Origin of the sequence: Yoonia sp. TsM2_T14_4 (assembly GCF_049602355.1) — a bacterium.
GTDB lineage: Bacteria > Pseudomonadota > Alphaproteobacteria > Rhodobacterales > Rhodobacteraceae > Yoonia > Yoonia vestfoldensis_A.
Genome location: NZ_CP187137.1, coordinates 1,764,478 through 1,780,748, shown reverse-complemented (window position 1 = coordinate 1,780,748; position 16,271 = coordinate 1,764,478). Strand labels below are relative to the sequence as shown.

At 61.4% G+C, this 16,271-nt stretch carries 18 protein-coding genes; 7 read left to right on the top strand and 11 right to left on the bottom strand.

From position 1 onward, the window contains the following. Nucleotides 1–72 precede the first annotated feature (72 nt). Nucleotides 73–483 (bottom strand): BLUF domain-containing protein, encoded by a 411-nt coding sequence (locus ACPF9B_RS08735; RefSeq protein ID WP_213396377.1) that lies wholly within the window; start codon nucleotides 481–483, stop codon nucleotides 73–75. Nucleotides 484–732: 249 nt separating this feature from the next. Between ACPF9B_RS08735 and rpmG the strand changes: the two genes are divergently transcribed. After that, nucleotides 733–900 carry a 50S ribosomal protein L33 gene (rpmG, locus tag ACPF9B_RS08730; RefSeq protein WP_007204264.1) on the top strand — a complete coding sequence of 56 codons (168 nt, stop codon included), beginning with the start codon at nucleotides 733–735 and terminating at the stop codon, nucleotides 898–900. 146 nt (nucleotides 901–1,046) lie between these two features. On the opposite strand, the gene ACPF9B_RS08725 is transcribed toward rpmG, so the two are convergent. Next, a complete protein-coding gene (locus ACPF9B_RS08725) occupies nucleotides 1,047–1,784 on the bottom strand; it encodes a Bax inhibitor-1/YccA family protein (protein WP_040483055.1) in 738 nt (245 codons plus the stop codon). Between the two features lie 151 nt (nucleotides 1,785–1,935). Next, complete coding sequence (locus tag ACPF9B_RS08720) at nucleotides 1,936–2,151, bottom strand: DUF1127 domain-containing protein (RefSeq protein WP_165474480.1); 216 nt, start codon at nucleotides 2,149–2,151, stop codon at nucleotides 1,936–1,938. Nucleotides 2,152–2,265: 114 nt separating this feature from the next. Here ACPF9B_RS08720 and ACPF9B_RS08715 point away from each other — a divergent pair, with 114 nt between their 5' ends. Further along, nucleotides 2,266–3,135: a LysR family transcriptional regulator gene (locus tag ACPF9B_RS08715; RefSeq protein WP_424176769.1), complete on the top strand. Its 870-nt coding sequence runs from the start codon at nucleotides 2,266–2,268 to the stop codon at nucleotides 3,133–3,135. On the opposite strand, the gene ACPF9B_RS08710 is transcribed toward ACPF9B_RS08715, so the two are convergent. After that, nucleotides 3,125–4,084: an NADPH:quinone oxidoreductase family protein gene (locus ACPF9B_RS08710; RefSeq protein WP_007204269.1), complete on the bottom strand. Its 960-nt coding sequence runs from the start codon at nucleotides 4,082–4,084 to the stop codon at nucleotides 3,125–3,127. The two genes, ACPF9B_RS08715 and ACPF9B_RS08710, sit on opposite strands and share 11 nt — an antisense overlap. A 266-nt stretch (nucleotides 4,085–4,350) precedes the next feature. On the opposite strand from ACPF9B_RS08710, the gene ACPF9B_RS08705 reads away from it, so the two are divergent. Further along, nucleotides 4,351–4,722, top strand: a complete 372-nt coding sequence (locus tag ACPF9B_RS08705) for a helix-turn-helix domain-containing protein (RefSeq protein ID WP_007204270.1) — start codon at nucleotides 4,351–4,353, stop codon at nucleotides 4,720–4,722. A gap of 69 nt (nucleotides 4,723–4,791) precedes the next feature. Further along, nucleotides 4,792–5,589: an inositol monophosphatase family protein gene (locus tag ACPF9B_RS08700; RefSeq protein ID WP_424176766.1), complete on the top strand. Its 798-nt coding sequence runs from the start codon at nucleotides 4,792–4,794 to the stop codon at nucleotides 5,587–5,589. A gap of 32 nt (nucleotides 5,590–5,621) precedes the next feature. On the opposite strand, the gene guaD is transcribed toward ACPF9B_RS08700, so the two are convergent. After that, nucleotides 5,622–6,917: a guanine deaminase gene (gene guaD / locus ACPF9B_RS08695; protein ID WP_424176764.1), complete on the bottom strand. Its 1,296-nt coding sequence runs from the start codon at nucleotides 6,915–6,917 to the stop codon at nucleotides 5,622–5,624. 99 nt (nucleotides 6,918–7,016) lie between these two features. Here guaD and mgtE point away from each other — a divergent pair, with 99 nt between their 5' ends. Together mgtE and ACPF9B_RS08685 are read left to right on the top strand one after the other, a co-directional pair. Further along, nucleotides 7,017–8,390 carry a magnesium transporter gene (mgtE, locus tag ACPF9B_RS08690; RefSeq protein ID WP_007204273.1) on the top strand — a complete coding sequence of 458 codons (1,374 nt, stop codon included), beginning with the start codon at nucleotides 7,017–7,019 and terminating at the stop codon, nucleotides 8,388–8,390. Next, nucleotides 8,387–8,929, top strand: coding sequence for a 5-formyltetrahydrofolate cyclo-ligase (locus tag ACPF9B_RS08685; protein ID WP_424176762.1), 543 nt, complete (start codon nucleotides 8,387–8,389; stop codon nucleotides 8,927–8,929). The genes mgtE and ACPF9B_RS08685 overlap by 4 nt, the downstream gene beginning before the upstream one ends. A 53-nt stretch (nucleotides 8,930–8,982) precedes the next feature. Here ACPF9B_RS08685 and ACPF9B_RS08680 read toward each other — a convergent pair whose 3' ends face one another. The 4 genes from ACPF9B_RS08680 to ACPF9B_RS08665 form a co-directional block, all read right to left on the bottom strand. Then, nucleotides 8,983–9,732, bottom strand: coding sequence for a YebC/PmpR family DNA-binding transcriptional regulator (locus ACPF9B_RS08680; RefSeq protein WP_007204275.1), 750 nt, complete (start codon nucleotides 9,730–9,732; stop codon nucleotides 8,983–8,985). 61 nt (nucleotides 9,733–9,793) lie between these two features. Further along, complete coding sequence (locus ACPF9B_RS08675; RefSeq protein WP_007204276.1) at nucleotides 9,794–11,575, bottom strand: SLC13 family permease; 1,782 nt, start codon at nucleotides 11,573–11,575, stop codon at nucleotides 9,794–9,796. Further along, entirely contained in the window at nucleotides 11,568–12,488 is a 921-nt protein-coding gene (locus tag ACPF9B_RS08670) for a DMT family transporter (protein WP_424176759.1), read from the bottom strand. The genes ACPF9B_RS08675 and ACPF9B_RS08670 overlap by 8 nt, the downstream gene beginning before the upstream one ends. Further along, nucleotides 12,485–13,300: a TIGR00282 family metallophosphoesterase gene (locus ACPF9B_RS08665; protein WP_424176757.1), complete on the bottom strand. Its 816-nt coding sequence runs from the start codon at nucleotides 13,298–13,300 to the stop codon at nucleotides 12,485–12,487. The genes ACPF9B_RS08670 and ACPF9B_RS08665 overlap by 4 nt, the downstream gene beginning before the upstream one ends. Before the next feature lie 84 nt (nucleotides 13,301–13,384). On the opposite strand from ACPF9B_RS08665, the gene ACPF9B_RS08660 reads away from it, so the two are divergent. Then, nucleotides 13,385–14,299, top strand: coding sequence for a DMT family transporter (locus ACPF9B_RS08660; protein ID WP_424176755.1), 915 nt, complete (start codon nucleotides 13,385–13,387; stop codon nucleotides 14,297–14,299). Between the two features lie 76 nt (nucleotides 14,300–14,375). Here the strand turns inward: ACPF9B_RS08660 and choV are convergent, their stop codons facing one another. Together choV and choW are read right to left on the bottom strand one after the other, a co-directional pair. After that, the gene (choV, locus tag ACPF9B_RS08655; protein WP_424176753.1) at nucleotides 14,376–15,383 is read right to left on the bottom strand and encodes a choline ABC transporter ATP-binding protein; all 1,008 of its coding nucleotides are present in this window, start codon (nucleotides 15,381–15,383) and stop codon (nucleotides 14,376–14,378) included. Next, complete coding sequence (choW, locus tag ACPF9B_RS08650; RefSeq protein ID WP_424176751.1) at nucleotides 15,380–16,213, bottom strand: choline ABC transporter permease subunit; 834 nt, start codon at nucleotides 16,211–16,213, stop codon at nucleotides 15,380–15,382. The genes choV and choW overlap by 4 nt, the downstream gene beginning before the upstream one ends. Between the last annotated feature and the right edge of the window lie 58 nt (nucleotides 16,214–16,271).

Genomic DNA, 16,271 nt, shown 5'->3' with positions numbered 1-16,271 from the left:
TTGCGTGACACCGGCGCTTGGGCGACCGACACATAGATATTTGCCAGTGCCAGTGTTGCGCTTGTGCGCGGGTTACAGGCTGTCGGCTGCGGCGGTTTCGGCAAGGCGCAGAAAGAAGCCGGTGATCTCATCAGGGGTCGCGCGGTCCAATGCCCCGGCCGCGATCTCGGACTGTGACCAGATCCACGTCTTGGCGGGGTCATGCAGCATCGCCCATTCGCCGAACACACGGGCATCGGTGGGTTCCGCGACATGGACCGTCACCTCCAGATGGCGGTCATCATGGCTGATCCGGCGGATTGCGTCGCGGACCTTGTCCTGCGGCCCTTCGAGCCATTGCAGATAGATATCCGCCCGGCAGATCAGCGCGCCGGTGATATCGTCACGCGCATTGGCCTTGCGCGCCTGCATCAGGATGCTGCTGAGGATCGTTTCGTCAAATCCAAAGGGCTGGGACGTATAGATCGCGCGAAACAAGCTCATTATGGCGTCTTTCCTGTGTGATTGCGGCGGATGGTGCAATATGGTCCTATCACGCTATCTGGCGTTATGGGCCGTTACAATGCCTGCCAACGGGGCGGCGGGGTGAACCCCGCCCTACGGGTGGCGGGTATCACCGACACCTTCGCCTGATAATCGCCCGTTTGCGGTTGACTCGGCCCTGCTTCACGGTAAAAGGCAGCTTCAATGATACACCCGTGGGCCCAGCCCCGCGAAGCCGGAGAAGTGAACATGGCGAAGCCAACCACGATCAAGATCCGCCTGAACTCCACCGCGGGGACCGGGCATTTCTATGTGACCAAGAAAAACGCACGCACGATGACCGAAAAGATGGCGATCAAGAAATATGATCCCGTCGTGCGCAAGCATGTCGAATACAAGGAAGGCAAGATCAAGTAATTGATCCAGCCCCTGTTGGATAATCAAAAGGCCGCGCAATTTGCGCGGCCTTTTTGTTTGCGCCACTGGCGCCATCCAGAACAGGGCCATGCACAACAAAAAAGGGCTGGTGTTTCCACCAGCCCCTGTGTTTGCGTTGCCTGCGCTTATTCGCGGTTGCCGAACAATTGCAGCAGGAACATGAACATGTTGATAAAGTTCAGATACAGGCTCAGCGCGCCCATAATCGCGGACTTGCCCAGCCATTCCGCATCGCCATGCGCAGCATGTGCGACATATTCGGTCTTGATCCGCTGGGTGTCATAGGCGGTCAGACCTGCAAAGATCAGCACGCCAAGGATCGAGATCGCGAACATGATCGCGGGCGATTGCAGGAACAGGTTGATGATCATCGCAACCACAATCCCGATCACGCCCATCATCAGGAACGTGCCCCATGCGGACAGGTCCTTTTTGGTGGTGTAGCCGTACAGGCTGAGGCTCGCAAAGGCGATCGAGGTGATCAAAAAGATCTGTGCAATCGACATGCCGGTGAAGGCCACGAAAATCCACGCGATCGACAGGCCCATGACGGCGGCGAAAGCATAGAAAAATGTCTGTGCGGCAGCAGCCGAAAAGCGGTTGATCATGGCACCAAAGCCAAAGATCATCCCCAATGGCGCGAACATCACGATCCAGCCCAGGATATTGGGTTGCAGCGTGATCGGGTCACGGAACACACCCAGCAGGGCAGGGGCGGTGCCGACGGCCCAGGCCACGGCGAAGGTGATCAGCATGCCCACGGACATCGTGCCGTAGACTTTGCTCATATGGGCGCGAAGGCCCTCGTCGATTGCGGCCGTGCGGACCCCACCGGCCGTGCGAATGGTATCGTATTGAGCCATGTTTCCCTCCAAAAAAAAGACAGCGACGCCGGGGGCGGCATCATTGGGCAACATATTGGCAGGCCCATGTCCATTTTCAAGACTTTCTGCCGCAGCGCGCCCCTATTCCGAGTGTTTTGCGCAAGAATGTCGCACCTGTGGCGCTGTTGGCCTATGCCAGCCAATGGCGGGGGACATCCCAGACCGGTTTGCCCGCCTCTGCCTGTGCGTCGTCAGCGGTGATCCCGATATCGCACAAGATATGCGCATCAAGCGCCGCAAGCGCGCGGCGTTGCCGTGCAAGCTGCGCTGCCTGCATGATCCGTGACCACAAAGGCGGCCGCCGCTTGGTGTCCATGCAGATACCTGCATGTGAAAAACTGGCCATGACATTTCCTTTCCTGATGAATGGCGTCGTTTACATCGTGATGCTTGATATGTACTGACGCACACGTTATAAGTGAAATGAATGTTTGATAGCTAAACCATCAGGAATGTTGATATGCCGCGCAATCTGGACCTGACCGCGCTGCGGTCTTTCGTGGCGGTCGCTGATACCGGCGGCGTGACCAAGGCGGCAGGCCTGCTGCATCTGACGCAATCGGCGGTGTCGATGCAGCTCAAGCGGTTAGAGGAATCGCTTGATGCGCCACTGCTTGACCGCGCGGGCCGCGGTATCGCGCTGACAGCACAGGGCGAACAATTGCTTAGCTATGCGCGGCGTATGCTGGTGTTGAACGATGAAATCTATGGCAGGCTGACATCCAACGCTTATGAAGGTGAGGTCACCTTGGGCGTGCCGCATGACATCATCTATCCGGTGATCCCGCAGGTTTTGCGCCGCTTTGCCGCCGCTTATCCGCGTATGCGGGTGCAATTATCATCGTCCTTTACCAGCACCCTGCTGGATGAATACCGGCGCGGGGGCATCGACATGATCCTGACGACCGAGGACAGCGTGGGCCAAGATGGCGAAACGCTGACCGCGATCCCGCTGGTCTGGTTGGGCGCGCCGGGCGGGCAGATCTGGAAGGAACGACCCCTGCGGCTGGCCTATGAACATCGCTGCATTTTTCGCGGCTTCGTGCAGCGCCAATTGGACGTGGCGGGTATCTCTTGGGAAATCGCGGTCGAAAGCCATTCCAGCCGCACGATCGAGGCGACAGTCAGCGCCGATCTGGCCGTTCACACGATGCTGGCGGGGGCAGAGCCGCGCCATTTTGAGCGGATCGCGCATGGCGGCGCTTTGCCTGACCTGCGGGATTTCAACGTTAACCTTTACCACGCCGACACCGATAATCCGGTGATCCGCGATCTGGCGGGGTTCATCCGTGACGGGTTTTATACGTTGCAGGCTCCGGCTATGGCGTGATCACGACCTTACCGGTCGAGGCGCGGCTGCGCATCAGATCCAGCGCCTTTTCCGCCTGCGCCAAGGGCAGGACATGGCTGATATGCGGCTTGAGCCGGCTATCTGCCAGCCAGCCCAACAGCTCGGCCAGAGAATCGGACAAAAGGTCGGGGCGGAATTTCAGATAGCCGCCCCAATAGAACCCGATCAGGTCTACATTCTTGACCAGCAGGATATTGGCAGGCACCTGCGGGACATCGCCACTGGCAAAGCCGATCACGACATAGCGCGCCTGCGGTCTGCACGCGCCAAGTGCCGCCTTGAACGCATCGCCACCAACAGGGTCATAAACCACATCGGCCCCGCCCAGCGCCTTGACCACGGCCTTGATGTCCTGCGTGTCGCTGTCGATGACGTGATCCGCGCCAGCCGCCTGCGCCACCGCCAGCTTGTCCGCGCCGCGCGCCACGGCGATCACTCGCGCGCCCAACGCCTTGCCGATTTCCACCGCCGTCAGACCGACACCGCCCGCGGCCCCCAACACCAGCAGCGTTTCCCCCTGTTGCAGGCGCGCGCGATGGGTCAGCGCCAGATGCGATGTGCCATAGGCGACCATGAAACCGGCCGCGACTTCGGCGCTCATGCTGTCGGGGACTGGCCGGCACAGGTTTGCGGGAAACACGCCCTGTTCCGCCATGCCGCCCTGACCACCGAAAACCGCAACGCGGGTGCCGATGGCGGGCGTCGTCACGCCGTCACCCAAGGCCGTGACCGTACCGCACACTTCCATGCCCAAGGTAAAGGGTGGCATGGGTGTGTCCTGATATGATCCTTTGGCCATCAGCAGATCAGCAAAGTTCAAACCGCATGCCGCGATATCCAGCAGCACTTCGCCTGGTGCGGGCAGCGGGGCTGCGATATCGACAAGGGCCGGCGGGTTGGTGAAGGAAGACACCTGAAATGCACGCATTGGATCGAATCCTTTTTAATGATATTACTCCAAGGTGTAGCATCGCATGTTGGCGCAATGCGACCGCGCATTGCGGTTGTCCTGTGGTCACCCTATGCATATTACCTGTACTTAAGGGTAGGATGTTAACTGCAACCGTTGCGTGTCAGAAATGAATAGTGGCATTTTCTGGGCACAGCACGAACGGTTGAATGTTCAAATTTTACGTTTTTAATTGGGCCTTTCTGATGACAAGCAGGCGGCCTCTTTGTGAATAGGAAAAAACAATGAAGCATCCTGTCGACGTCTATGTGGGCAAGCGGATCAGGCATCGCCGTTGGATGAATGGGACGACGCAACAACAGCTTGCGGAAAATGTTGGGATCAAGTTCCAGCAGATCCAGAAATACGAAACCGGCATGAACCGCGTCAGCGCGTCGCGGCTTTGGGATATCTCGAATGTATTGGGCGTCCCGGTTTCGTTCTTTTTCGAAGGCTATGATGCGCAACCTGCAGTAGAGACGCGAATCAGCGACATGCCGGGTGATATTCTGACAGATAAAGAAGCGCTGGAATTGCTGCGGTCCTATTATGCAATTCCCGAAAACCAGCGCCGCCGCCTGTTCGATCTGGCCCGCGTGTTGAGCGAAGCCGCCTAAACCAACTTGCCTGTCAACCTGTGCTGCGTTACCGCAAGGTGTCAGACACAGCACAGGTTGACAGGTAAAGTGGATCAAGCAACGCAGGCCGACCTGATCCGGGTCGCCCATCTTTTGGCAGATACGGCACGGCCTGTGACGCTTGCGCATTTTCGCACTGCGGCCCTGGTGGCTGATACCAAAGCCCTTTCCCATTTCGACCCCGTGACGATCGCCGACCGTGCTGCCGAACAGGCGATGCGCGATGTTCTGGCGCGCGAACGCCCCTATGACGGCATTTTTGGCGAAGAATACGGCCAGACCCCCGGCACATCTGGGCTGACTTGGGTGCTTGACCCGATTGACGGCACGCGCGGCTATATCAGCGGCACGCCGACTTGGGGTGTGCTGATCGCGGTGGGCGATGCGGATGGCCCTGTCTACGGGATCATCGACCAGCCCTATATCGGCGAACGGTTTGCGGGCGGTTTCGGTCAGGCAGATGTGACCGGCCCAATGGGGACCGCGCCGCTGGCCACGCGCGCGCCGCGCGGTTTGGATCAGGCGATCCTGCTGTCCACCTTTCCCGAAATCGGCACGCCTGCGCAAATGGCTGCGTTTCAGGCCGTGTCGCGGCAGGTGCGACTGACCCGCTATGGGATGGATTGTTATGGCTATGCGCTGCTGGCGGCAGGGCAGGTCGATCTGGTGATCGAGGCGGGGCTGAACGCCTATGACGTGCAAGCCCCTATCGCGGTGATCGAGGCTGCTGGCGGGATCGTCACCGATTGGTGCGGCGCGCCGGTCCATGCAGGTGGACAGGTGCTGGCCGCGGCCAATGCGGATATCCATGCCGCCGCCTTGAAAATCCTGCGCAGCCATCCCTAAGGCGGGGCCGCCGTTGGCAGGCACCGGCCCTTTTATTGCACGCCCTGCCGCACCCCCGCGATCCAGACATCGGCAATCGCGCGGTCATCGCCCATCATGATCGTCGGGAACAGCGCGTCCCAGATGTCATCGGCCCGCGCGCTGCGCTGCGCGATGGCGGGGGTGGATGCAAGGTCCAGCACGGTGATATCCGCCGCAGCCCCCACGCCCAGATGCCCGATTTGGCCCGTCATATGCAGCGCCTGTGCCGATCCTTCGGTTGCCAGCCACATCAGCTGCGCGGGATGCAGCGCCGTGCCGCGCAGCTGCCCGATCTCATAGGTGGCGGCCATCACCCGCAGCATTGAAAACGACGACCCGCCGCCGGTGTCCGTGGCCAGCCCGATCGTCAACCCCGCGCGCGCCAGCCCCATCAGATCGAACAGCCCTGACCCGATAAAGGTGTTCGATGTCGGGCAATGCACGACGGCAGCACCGACCTCGGCCAGCCGCGCAATCTCGCGCGGCTCCAGATGGATCGCATGGCCGTAGATGCCGCGCGCGCCCAACAGGCCGAAGGCCTCGTATGTATCCTGATAATCGCGGGCCTGCGGGAACAGATCGCGGACCCAGGCGATTTCGGGCAATTGCTCGCTCAGATGGGTCTGCATCAGGCAGGTCGGGTTTTCGGCCCAGAGCGCGCCAAGGGCGGCCAATTGATCCGGCGTCGAGGTGGGCGAGAACCGTGGCGTGATCGCATAGCTTGCGCGGCCCGTCCCGTGCCAGCGCGCGATCAGCGCGGCGCTGTCGTCATAAGCCGCTTGCGCGGTGTCGCGCAGGTCGTCGGGCGCGTTGCGGTCCATGCAGGTCTTGCCTGCGACCACGGCCATGTCGCGCGCGGCGGCGGCGGTGAAAAACGCATCCACGCTGGCGGGATGAATCGTGCAAAAACTGGTCAGCGTCGTGGTGCCATGCGCCACGGCCAGATCAACCGTCCGCACCGCGATCTCGGCGGCATAGGCGGGGTCGGCAAGGCGGGCTTCTTGCGGGAAAGTATAGGTGTTCAGCCAGTCGATCAGCTGTTTGCCCCAACTTGCGATGATGGCGGTTTGGGGGTAATGCATATGCGCATCGACAAAGCCCGCGCTGATCAGCTTGCCTGTGTAATCCACCAACCGGGCATCGGGATGCGCGGCACGCAACGCCGCCCCGTCGCCCATCGCCACGATCCGGCCTGCGTCGATCAGCACGCCACCTGCTGGATCGTATTGCACCGTATCGGCCCAATCGCCCGCAAGCGGATTACCCGAAAACCCAAGCGTCTGGCCCAGAAGGAGATGTTTTGTCATCTGTCCCGTATAGGCTGCGCAAAAGGCTGCGTAAATCGGGGAATGGCGTTGTCCCTGCGGCGGCTTTGACTATGCTGATCGCGATAACGGAGATGATTGATGGTGGATATCGACGACGACCTTGATTCAGAGGCATTCGGCATCACCGACCGGATCGTGGCCGACGTGCTGAACGCCGTGATGCAGGGCGATGCGGCGGCGATTGATGCGCTTCTTGACCCGCTGCACCCCGCCGATATCGCGCATCTGATCGAACAGATCGACAGCCGCGAACGGCGCGACCTGTTGACGCTGTGGCAAGGCGGGATCGATGGCGACATCCTGTCCGAACTTGACGAAAACCTGCGCGAAGAGATCATCCAGCAGCTGCGCCCTGACGAGCTTGCCACTGCGCTGCGCGATCTGGACAGCGACGATGTCGTCGATCTGGTCGAATACCTGGGCGAAGACCAGCAAGAGGCGGTGCTGGACGCGCTCGACGCCAGTGACCGCGTGGTCGTCGAACAGGCGCTGTCCTACCCCGAGGAATCGGCTGGCCGGCACATGCAATCCGAACTGGTGCGCGCGCCCGAACACTGGACCGTCGGCGATGCCATAGACTACCTGCGCGCGGACGTGGTGCTGCCGGACCAGTTCTACCACATCATCCTTGTCGATCCCCGGCTCAAGGCTGTGGGCTATGTCACGCTGGGCCGCATCCTCAGCAATGCGCGCGCCACGCCTCTGCGCGATCTGACCGAGGAAACATTCCGCACCTTCCATGTCGCTCAAGGCGTGGAAGAGGTGGCGCAGGCGATCAACCATTACCACCTGATCACCGCCCCCGTGGTCGATGATGACGGCCGCGTTGTCGGTGTCATTACCATCGACGACGCCATGGCCTTTCTGGAAGAAGAAGCCGAAGAAGACATCCTGCGCCTTGCCGGTGTCGGTGAAGGCAGCCTGTCGGACAATGTCTTCGAGACCACCAAACAGCGGTTTCCGTGGTTGGCGGTCAACCTGTTGACGGCGATCCTCGCATCGCTGGTGATTTCGCTGTTCGAAGAAACTATCGCAGGGCTGGTCGCTTTGGCGGTGCTGATGCCGATTGTCGCGTCGATGGGTGGCAATGCGGGTACGCAATCACTGACCGTGGCAGTGCGCGCGCTGGCGACACGCGACCTGACGCCTTCCAACGTCTGGCGGGTGATCCGGCGCGAGGCGCTGGTCGGCATGCTGAACGGATTGGCCTTTGCGGCGGTGATGGGCGTGGTTGGGACAATCTGGTTTGATGCGCCGATGTTGGGCGTTGTGATCGCCGCGGCGATGGTGGTCAACCTGCTGGTCGCGGGTCTGGCGGGCATCGGCGTACCAGTCGTGATGGACCGTTTCGGGATCGATCCGGCACTGGCCTCTGGCACCTTCGTCACAACGGTCACCGATGTCGTGGGTTTTTTCGCCTTTCTCGGGCTGGCCTCGGTCATGTTGCTATGACCTTCAAATCCGCCGCCCGCAAAGCCGCCTTTGCGCGGCGCGCCGCCGCCCACCGGCCGGATGCGGCCAGTGCCGGCCACCTGAGCGCGGTTCTGGCCGGGTACCGTGGCGTTCCCATCGCTGGCTATATCGCGATGCGCACTGAAATCGACCCGACCCCCGCCATGGCCGAGGCATCGGCGCACGGCCCCGTCGGTGTGCCGGTCATCATTGCCAAAGGGCAAGCTTTGCGCTTTCGGCTGTGGGAACCCGGTTGCGCGATGATCGCGGGTGATTTCGGGGCGCAGATCCCCGCGACAGGCGATTGGATGATCCCGCAGATCCTGATCGTGCCTTTGGTGGCCTTCAGCCGCACAGGCGGGCGGCTGGGCTATGGCGGCGGGTTTTATGACCGGACGCTGCAACAGCTGCGCGCGCGCGGTCCTGTCATGGCCGTGGGTTTCGCCTATGGCGCACAGGAAGATTCCGACCTGCCACTGGAACCCACCGACCAGCCGCTGGACATGATCGTGACAGAACAGGGCATCATCACCCCCTGATCATCTTCCGAGCCCAAATATCCCCGCCGGAGGCATAAAAGTTCTTCCGACCCTCAGCTTTCCGAAAACGCCGCCATTACAGCGTCGGAGGCTTCGAAATTCGCCGTCACGCGCTGCACGTCGTCGTCGTCTTCCAGCGTATCAAGCAGTTTCATCAGCTTGGTCAGCCCTTCGGCATCAACCTCGGTGGTCATGTTGGGCTTCCAGATCAGCTTGGTCGAGATCGATTCGCCCAAGGCCGGTTCCAGCGCGCCGGATACTTCGGCCAGATCGGTGTCAGCGCAATAGATGACGTGGTTGTCGTCGTCGCTTTGCACGTCTTCGGCGCCCGCCTCGATCGCGGCCATCATCACGGTATCGGCATCGGCGACGGATGCAGGATAAACGATCTCGCCCATCCGGTCGAACATGAAAGCGACCGATCCGGTCTCGCCCAGATTGCCGCCATTCTTGGTAAAGGTGGAGCGCACGGTCGATGCGGTGCGGTTGCGATTGTCGGTCATCGCCTCAACGATCACGGCGATGCCGCCGGGCCCGTAACCTTCATAGCGGATTTCATCGTAATTTTCCGCATCGCCGCCTTGCGATTTCTTGATCGCGCGGTCGATCACATCCTTGGGGCAAGAGTTCGATTTTGCCTCTTTCACTGCCAGCCGCAGGCGCGGGTTCTTCTCGGGATCAGGGTCGCCCATCTTGGCAGCCACGGTGATTTCCTTGGCCAGCTTGGAAAACAGCTTGGATCGCAGTTTGTCCTGCCGCCCCTTGCGGTGCTGGATATTCGCCCATTTGGAATGGCCCGCCATGGGAAACCTCTTGTCATCTCTGGTTTAAAGCTGCGTCTCTATAGGACATGGGCCAGCCTGCTTACAAGGGCCAGATCAGCGGGATCACAAAGGATACGATGGGCGCCAGCGTGATGTTCAGCGGAATCCCGAAGCGCAGGAAATCCGTGAACTTGTAACCGCCCGGCCCGAACACAAGCGTGTTGGTCTGATACCCGATGGGCGTAGCGAAACTGGCGCTGGCGGCGATCATCACGGCCACGACCAAGGGGCGCGGGTCCACGCCCAATGCTGCCGCCAGCCCGATGGCAATGGGTGTCATCACCACGGCGACGGCATTGTTCGACACCATCTCGGTCAGGGTGCTGGCCAGTACATAGACTGCCAGCACCACCAGAAACGGTGGCAAAGCCATCATATAGGGCGATGCCGCATTGGCGATCATTTCCACCGCACCAGAGGATTGCAGCGCCGATCCAACCCCCAGCATGGCAAAAATCAGCGCCAGCAACCGGCCTTCGATGAATGAAAACGCCTCGTCCGCATCGATGCAGCCGGTCATCAACACCACCGTCACCCCAAGCATCGCCAGCATCAGGATCGGCGCGATGTTCAGCGCCGCCAGCACGACGATCCCCAGCAACACGGCAATCGCCACCGGTGCATGACCGCGCCGATAGGCCCGCTGCGAGGGCGCGGACACATCACCAAGGTTCATATCCTCGGCCAGACGCTGGATATCGGCGGGCGCACCTTCAAGCAGCAGCGTATCGCCCACGCGCACGACCATATCGTCGATCTGCTGGCTGACATTGGCGTCGCGCCGATGCACCGCCAGCGGATAGACCGCATAGCGCCGGCGCAGCCGCAACGACCCCAGCCTGCGGTCAGCCATCTTGCAATTGGGGGTGATCAGCACCTCGACCGTGGTGGTTTCCACTGCCGAGATCTGATCGACGCGGCGCAACTCCTTGGTGGCCTGAAGCGACAGCAATTCCGTCATTTCGGTGCGCAGGATCACGCGGTCTCCCACCTGCAAGGTCACATTCGCCAGATCACGGCGCAGCGACAGATCGCCCCGCACCACGTCGATCAGGCGCACGCCGTCGCGTTTAAACAATTGCACGCCATTCACTTCGCGCCCGATCAGGTTGCTTTCGGGGGGGATCACTGCCTCGGAAAAGAACTTTTTCTTGGACCTGTCCGACAGCATCGTGGCCATGCTGTGCCGGTCGGGCAACAGGCGCGGGGCCATGAAATACATGTAGATGAAGGTCCAGATCACCACGATCACACCGACCGGCATGATCTCGAGTATCCCGAAAGGTTCCATCCCCGAGGCCCGCGCCACCCCGTCCACCAGCAGGTTGGTCGATGTTCCGATCAGCGTCAGCGTGCCACCGACGATGGCGGCATAACTTAGCGGGATCAACAGCTTGGAGGCCGACACACCCAAAGTCCGCGACAGCTGGATAAAGACGGGGATCATCACGACGACCAGCGGCGTGTTGTTCATGACCGCACTGGCCAGCGCCACGAAGATCAATCCACCCCCGATCGCACGTGCGGGGCTCACACGGGCCTGCCGTTCGGCCAGCCGCGTCAGCGCGTCCAGCGCACCGGTGCGTACCAAGGCGCCCACGATGATGAACATCGCCGCAATCGTCCAAGGGGCGGGGTTGGAAAAGGTGTCGACCGCCGCCTGATAGGGCAGCACGCCCGTCACCAGCAGGATTGATACGCCGCCCATCGCGACGACCTCGGTCGGATAGATTTCGCGCAAGAACAGCACGAACATGCCCACCAGCACGGCCAGCGTCAGCCACGCCTGTTGGCTTTGGGTCAGCGTGATCAGGTCACTCATGCGCCAAAGCCTTGCCCACGACAGGCGCTTCGGCCACCCGTGGCCGTACCAATGTCAGGCCCACGGCCATCGCCGCCAAGGCCGCCCAGACCCACAGGCTGTAGTTTTCGCGCAAAAGCAGCATCGCCCAGATCACTCCGAATCCCGTTACAAGATAGCTGATCTGGCCGGCAAAGACTGCCCCGCCGCGCCGAACCAGCCAGATATAGCCGGTATACACCACGACATGGATGACCGCACCGAGCAGCATTGTTACATCGGCCAGGATGAAAGGGGCTGCGGGCACGCGCAACTGGTCAGTGGCTAGCGCCAGTGGCAGCGCAATCACCACGCCGATGGCGGAGGCCCCAAACAGCACCTGCACTGGATCAAGCCCCATCGTGCCCCATTTCGCGACGATATTGCCCTCAACCGCATAGCAGAACGGGGCGATCAGCGCCAAGGGCAGGAAGGCGACCATGGCACGGTCGGGCAGGCTCGCCTCGGGCAGGGCGATCAGGGCGACGCCGATCAGCCCCAGCGCCAGCCCCGCCATCCGCCGCCATGAAAACCGGTCATTGCCCAACGCCAAGGCCAACGGAAAGGCGATCAGCGGAATGGTCGAGATCACGATGGACATGACCCCCGCAGGCAGATGAAAGGCCGCGCGATAGCTGCTGGAATTGGGGATCAGCGTGCCGAGCGCGGCAATCATCAGCCAGAACGCCAGCCTGCGGGGCGTGACGGGCAGCCGACCGAGCGTGCGCCAGCGCAAGCCGCCGAGCAGCAGCGTGCCGATCAGCATCTGCCAGAAGATTATGCCAAACGGCTCATAGCCGCCGGTGACGGTGATCTTGGTCAGCGGTTGGGTCAACCCCCATCCTGCCCCCAAGGCCACCAGCGCCAACGTCAGCAGCCCGTGATTGCGGTTCATGCAGGCCCACTTGGCGCAAGTTTGCCGCCCTGGCGGACCATCACGACGCGGGTGGCCTTGCCGGTGCGGTCGTCGGTTTCGACATAGAGGCCCGACAGGGTGGCTTCGGCTTCGGCCGGGCTGAACCGGTCCTTGGGCATGCCGGTGATGAACCGGCGCAGGGGTTCTACCTTGTCCATGCCGATGACCGAATTGTAATCACCGCACATGCCCGCATCGGTCTGATAGGCGGTGCCGCCCCCCAGAATCATCGCATCGCCTGTCGGCACATGGGTATGGGTGCCGACGACGATGCTGGCGCGCCCGTCGCAGAAATGACCCAGCGCCATCTTTTCGGATGTCGCCTCGCAATGAATGTCGATCAGGCTGGCCTGCACCTGTCCGCCCATCGGATATTGCCGCAGCACGGCATCGAGCGCGGAAAACGGATCGTCGAAGGGCCGTTTCATGAACACCTGACCCAAGGCCTGTGCCACCAGAACCTTGCGCCCGCCCATGGCATTGAACACCCGCGCGCCAACGCCGGGGGCGGCTTTGGAAAAGTTCAGGGGCCGGATGATGCGTGGCTCCTGTGCCGCAAAGGCCAGCATGTCCTTTTGGTCAAAGGCGTGATCGCCAAGTGTGATGACATCGGCACCCGCCTCGAGCAGCAGTTTGGCATGCGGGGCCGACAGCCCCATGCCCGAGGTCGCATTCTCGCCATTGACCACGACGAAATCGAGCCGCCAGTCGGCGCGCAGGCGGGGCAGATGGGTGGTGATCGCGGTCCGGCCTGACCGGCCCATGACATCGCCAAGGAAAAGTATCTTCATGCGCCTTTGGTAAGGGCGGATCACTGGCAGTGCCAGTGCGAAAATGCCGCTGGTATCGCGCGTTTTTTGGTGCGACCCAAAGGCATGAGTGATTTGCAAGCAGCGCGGCCCCTGCCGAACCCGGTCGCTGGTGTTCTTTGGATGGTCCTGACCGGGGTGATGTTCGTCGCGGTCACGGCCATCGTCAAACATGTGGGCGATGAAGTGCCTGCCGCGCAGGCGGCTTTTTTGCGCTATGTGCTCGGGTTGGTGTTCCTGTTGCCGATGATCCGCCCGATCATGGCGGCCCGCCTGACTGGGCGGCAGATAAAGATGTTCGCGATCAGGGGGGTGGTGCATGCGCTGGCCGTGATCTTGTGGTTCTATGCCATGGCGCGGCTTCCTATCGCCGAGGTGACGGCGATGAATTATCTCTCGCCGGTCTATGTCTCGATCGGGGCGGCGCTGTTTTTGGGGGAAAAGCTGCCGCCGCGCCGTCTGATCGCGGTGCTGCTGGCACTGGTGGGGGCCGCGATCATCCTGCGCCCCGGTGTCAAGGCGGTGGAAAGCGGTCATATCGCGATGCTTGGCACGGCGGTTTTATTCGCGGTGGGTTATCTTTTGGCCAAGCGGTTGTCGGGCGAGGTATCAGCGGCGGTCGTTGTGGGGATGCTGTCGATCACGGTCACCATCGGGCTGGCACCCTTTGCCTATGCGGTTTGGGTCACGCCGACGATTGCACAGCTGGGCTGGCTGCTGCTGGTCGCCTTTTTCGCCACCGCAGGCCATTATACGATGACGCTGGCCTTTGCTGCGGCGCCGCTGACCGTGACCCAGCCGGTCACGTTTTTGCAACTGGTCTGGGCGGTGGTGCTGGGGGCGGTGGTATTCGGCGAGGCGGTGGATGGTTGGGTCGTCGTCGGCGGGCTGGTTATTATGGCCTCGGTCAGTTTCATCACTTGGCGCGAGGCGGTTGCGCGCCGGCATGTGACGCCTGTCGTGACGCAGACCAAAGTGTAAAAGCGCCTGACGGCGCGCCTCCGGCGGGAGTATTTTGGGAAATAAGAAGTCGCAAGAGGTGCGGCGGGTGCTGTGCCTAAAGCGGGGCGAGCCGTGTGATCAGCGAGCTTTGGGTGATCTGGCCGACGGGCTGGCCGTTTTCGGTGACTTGCAGCGGCTGCGTGCCGATTTGTTGCAAGATGGCTTGGACCGGCGTGGTCACGTCGATCCGGGGTCCGTCGGCGGTGCCTGCGATCATCACGTCGCGCGCGGTCAGCACGCCCAGCGGGTTCATATGGGCCACGAAATCGGCGACATAGCCGTTGGCAGGATTGGAATAGATGTCGCGCGGGGTGCCGCATTGCACGATCCGCCCGCCTTCCATGATGGCGATGCGGTTGCCGATCTTGAACGCCTCGTCCAGATCATGGCTGACGAAGATGATCGTGCGGCCACGTTGTTTTTGCAGATCGAGCAATTCGTCCTGCAGCTTGGTCCGGATCAGCGGGTCTAGCGCGCTGAACGGTTCATCCATCAGCAGGATCGGCGCATCGGTGGCAAAGGCACGGGCCAGGCCCACGCGCTGTTGCATCCCACCGGAGAGTTCGCCCACCGGCGCATTGGCGCGCTCTGAGAGGCCCACCATCGCCAGTTCCTGATCGATGCGATCGCGTAATTTGGCCTTGTCCAGACCTGCCAGTTCCAGCCCCAGCCCGACATTGTCGCGCACGCTGCGCCATGGCAGCAGGCCGAATTGCTGGAACACCATCGACACCGATTTCTGCCGCAATCGTCGCAGGTCGGTGGCGTTACAATGGGTGACGTCATAGCTGTGATCGCCGTCATTGACCCGCACCGCCCCGCGCACCACGGGGTTAAGCCCGTTGACCGCGCGCAGCAGCGTAGATTTGCCCGACCCCGATAGCCCCATCAGCACAAGGATTTCGCCCTGCGCGACATTCAGCGAACAATCATGCACGCCCAGCACCTGATCGGTGCGGGTCATGATCTCGGCCCTGTGCAGGCCTTCGTCCATCAAGGGCAGGGCGGTCTGTGGCCGTGCGCCGAAGACGATACTGACATTGTCGAATTCAACCGCATTCATTTTTGTTTTACCCGCAACATCCGGTCCAGCATGATCGCCACCACGACGATAACAAAGCCGGATTCAAACCCCAGTGACGTGTTGACCGTATTCAGCGCGCGCACCACCGGCACCCCCAGCCCGCTGGCCCCGACCAAGGCGGCGATGACCACCATCGACAGCGAGAGCATGATCGTCTGGTTCAACCCCGCCATGATCTGCGGTGTGGCGGACGGCAGTTCGACCTTGAACAGGATCTGCCGTTTCGTCGCGCCAAAGGCTTGGGCCGCCTCGAGCAGCGCCGTTGGCGTCGAGGCTACGCCCAAATACGTCAACCGGATCGGCGCAGGCAGCACAAAGATCACCGTTGCAATCAGCCCTGGCACCATGCCGATGCCGAAAAACACAATCGCAGGGATCAGATAAACAAAGGTCGGCAGGGTTTGCATCAGATCCAGCACCGGCACCATCGCGCGGTACAGTTTGGGCCGATGCGCCGCCGCGATACCAATCGGCACGCCAACGCCCATACAGACAACACAGGCCGACAGCACCAGCGTCAGCGATTGCATGGTTTCGCGCCAATAGCCTTGGTTGAGGATGAAAAAGAACCCCAGCACGATCAAAAGCGGCGTTTTCCAATTGCGCTGCATCACCCATGTCAGCCCTGCAAAGACGGCGATCACGATAAACGGATGCGGGGTTTCCAGCGTCCAAAGGATGCCGTCAATCATCGCCTCCATCGCATCCGAGATGATGTCAAAGGCAAACCCCAGATTGCGGTTCATCGCGTCAAAGACCGATTTGGCCCAAGCACCGATAGGGATTTTCGTGCCGGTCAGCCAATCCATTGTTCTGATCCTTGCCTTGGTGGGACAGGGCCTGCGTGACTGCGGCCCTGTCCGGTCG

Coding starts and splice junctions, on each gene's coding strand:
- ACPF9B_RS08735 (WP_213396377.1), bottom strand. CDS start 483: ATGAGCTTGTTTCGCGCGATCTATACGTCCCAGCCCTTTGGATTTGAC.
- rpmG (WP_007204264.1), top strand. CDS start 733: ATGGCGAAGCCAACCACGATCAAGATCCGCCTGAACTCCACCGCGGGG.
- ACPF9B_RS08725 (WP_040483055.1), bottom strand. CDS start 1,784: ATGGCTCAATACGATACCATTCGCACGGCCGGTGGGGTCCGCACGGCC.
- ACPF9B_RS08720 (WP_165474480.1), bottom strand. CDS start 2,151: ATGGCCAGTTTTTCACATGCAGGTATCTGCATGGACACCAAGCGGCGG.
- ACPF9B_RS08715 (WP_424176769.1), top strand. CDS start 2,266: ATGCCGCGCAATCTGGACCTGACCGCGCTGCGGTCTTTCGTGGCGGTC.
- ACPF9B_RS08710 (WP_007204269.1), bottom strand. CDS start 4,084: ATGCGTGCATTTCAGGTGTCTTCCTTCACCAACCCGCCGGCCCTTGTC.
- ACPF9B_RS08705 (WP_007204270.1), top strand. CDS start 4,351: ATGAAGCATCCTGTCGACGTCTATGTGGGCAAGCGGATCAGGCATCGC.
- guaD (WP_424176764.1), bottom strand. CDS start 6,917: ATGACAAAACATCTCCTTCTGGGCCAGACGCTTGGGTTTTCGGGTAAT.
- mgtE (WP_007204273.1), top strand. CDS start 7,017: ATGGTGGATATCGACGACGACCTTGATTCAGAGGCATTCGGCATCACC.
- ACPF9B_RS08685 (WP_424176762.1), top strand. CDS start 8,387: ATGACCTTCAAATCCGCCGCCCGCAAAGCCGCCTTTGCGCGGCGCGCC.
- ACPF9B_RS08680 (WP_007204275.1), bottom strand. CDS start 9,732: ATGGCGGGCCATTCCAAATGGGCGAATATCCAGCACCGCAAGGGGCGG.
- ACPF9B_RS08675 (WP_007204276.1), bottom strand. CDS start 11,575: ATGAGTGACCTGATCACGCTGACCCAAAGCCAACAGGCGTGGCTGACG.
- ACPF9B_RS08670 (WP_424176759.1), bottom strand. CDS start 12,488: ATGAACCGCAATCACGGGCTGCTGACGTTGGCGCTGGTGGCCTTGGGG.
- ACPF9B_RS08665 (WP_424176757.1), bottom strand. CDS start 13,300: ATGAAGATACTTTTCCTTGGCGATGTCATGGGCCGGTCAGGCCGGACC.
- ACPF9B_RS08660 (WP_424176755.1), top strand. CDS start 13,385: ATGAGTGATTTGCAAGCAGCGCGGCCCCTGCCGAACCCGGTCGCTGGT.
- choV (WP_424176753.1), bottom strand. CDS start 15,383: ATGAATGCGGTTGAATTCGACAATGTCAGTATCGTCTTCGGCGCACGG.
- choW (WP_424176751.1), bottom strand. CDS start 16,213: ATGGATTGGCTGACCGGCACGAAAATCCCTATCGGTGCTTGGGCCAAA.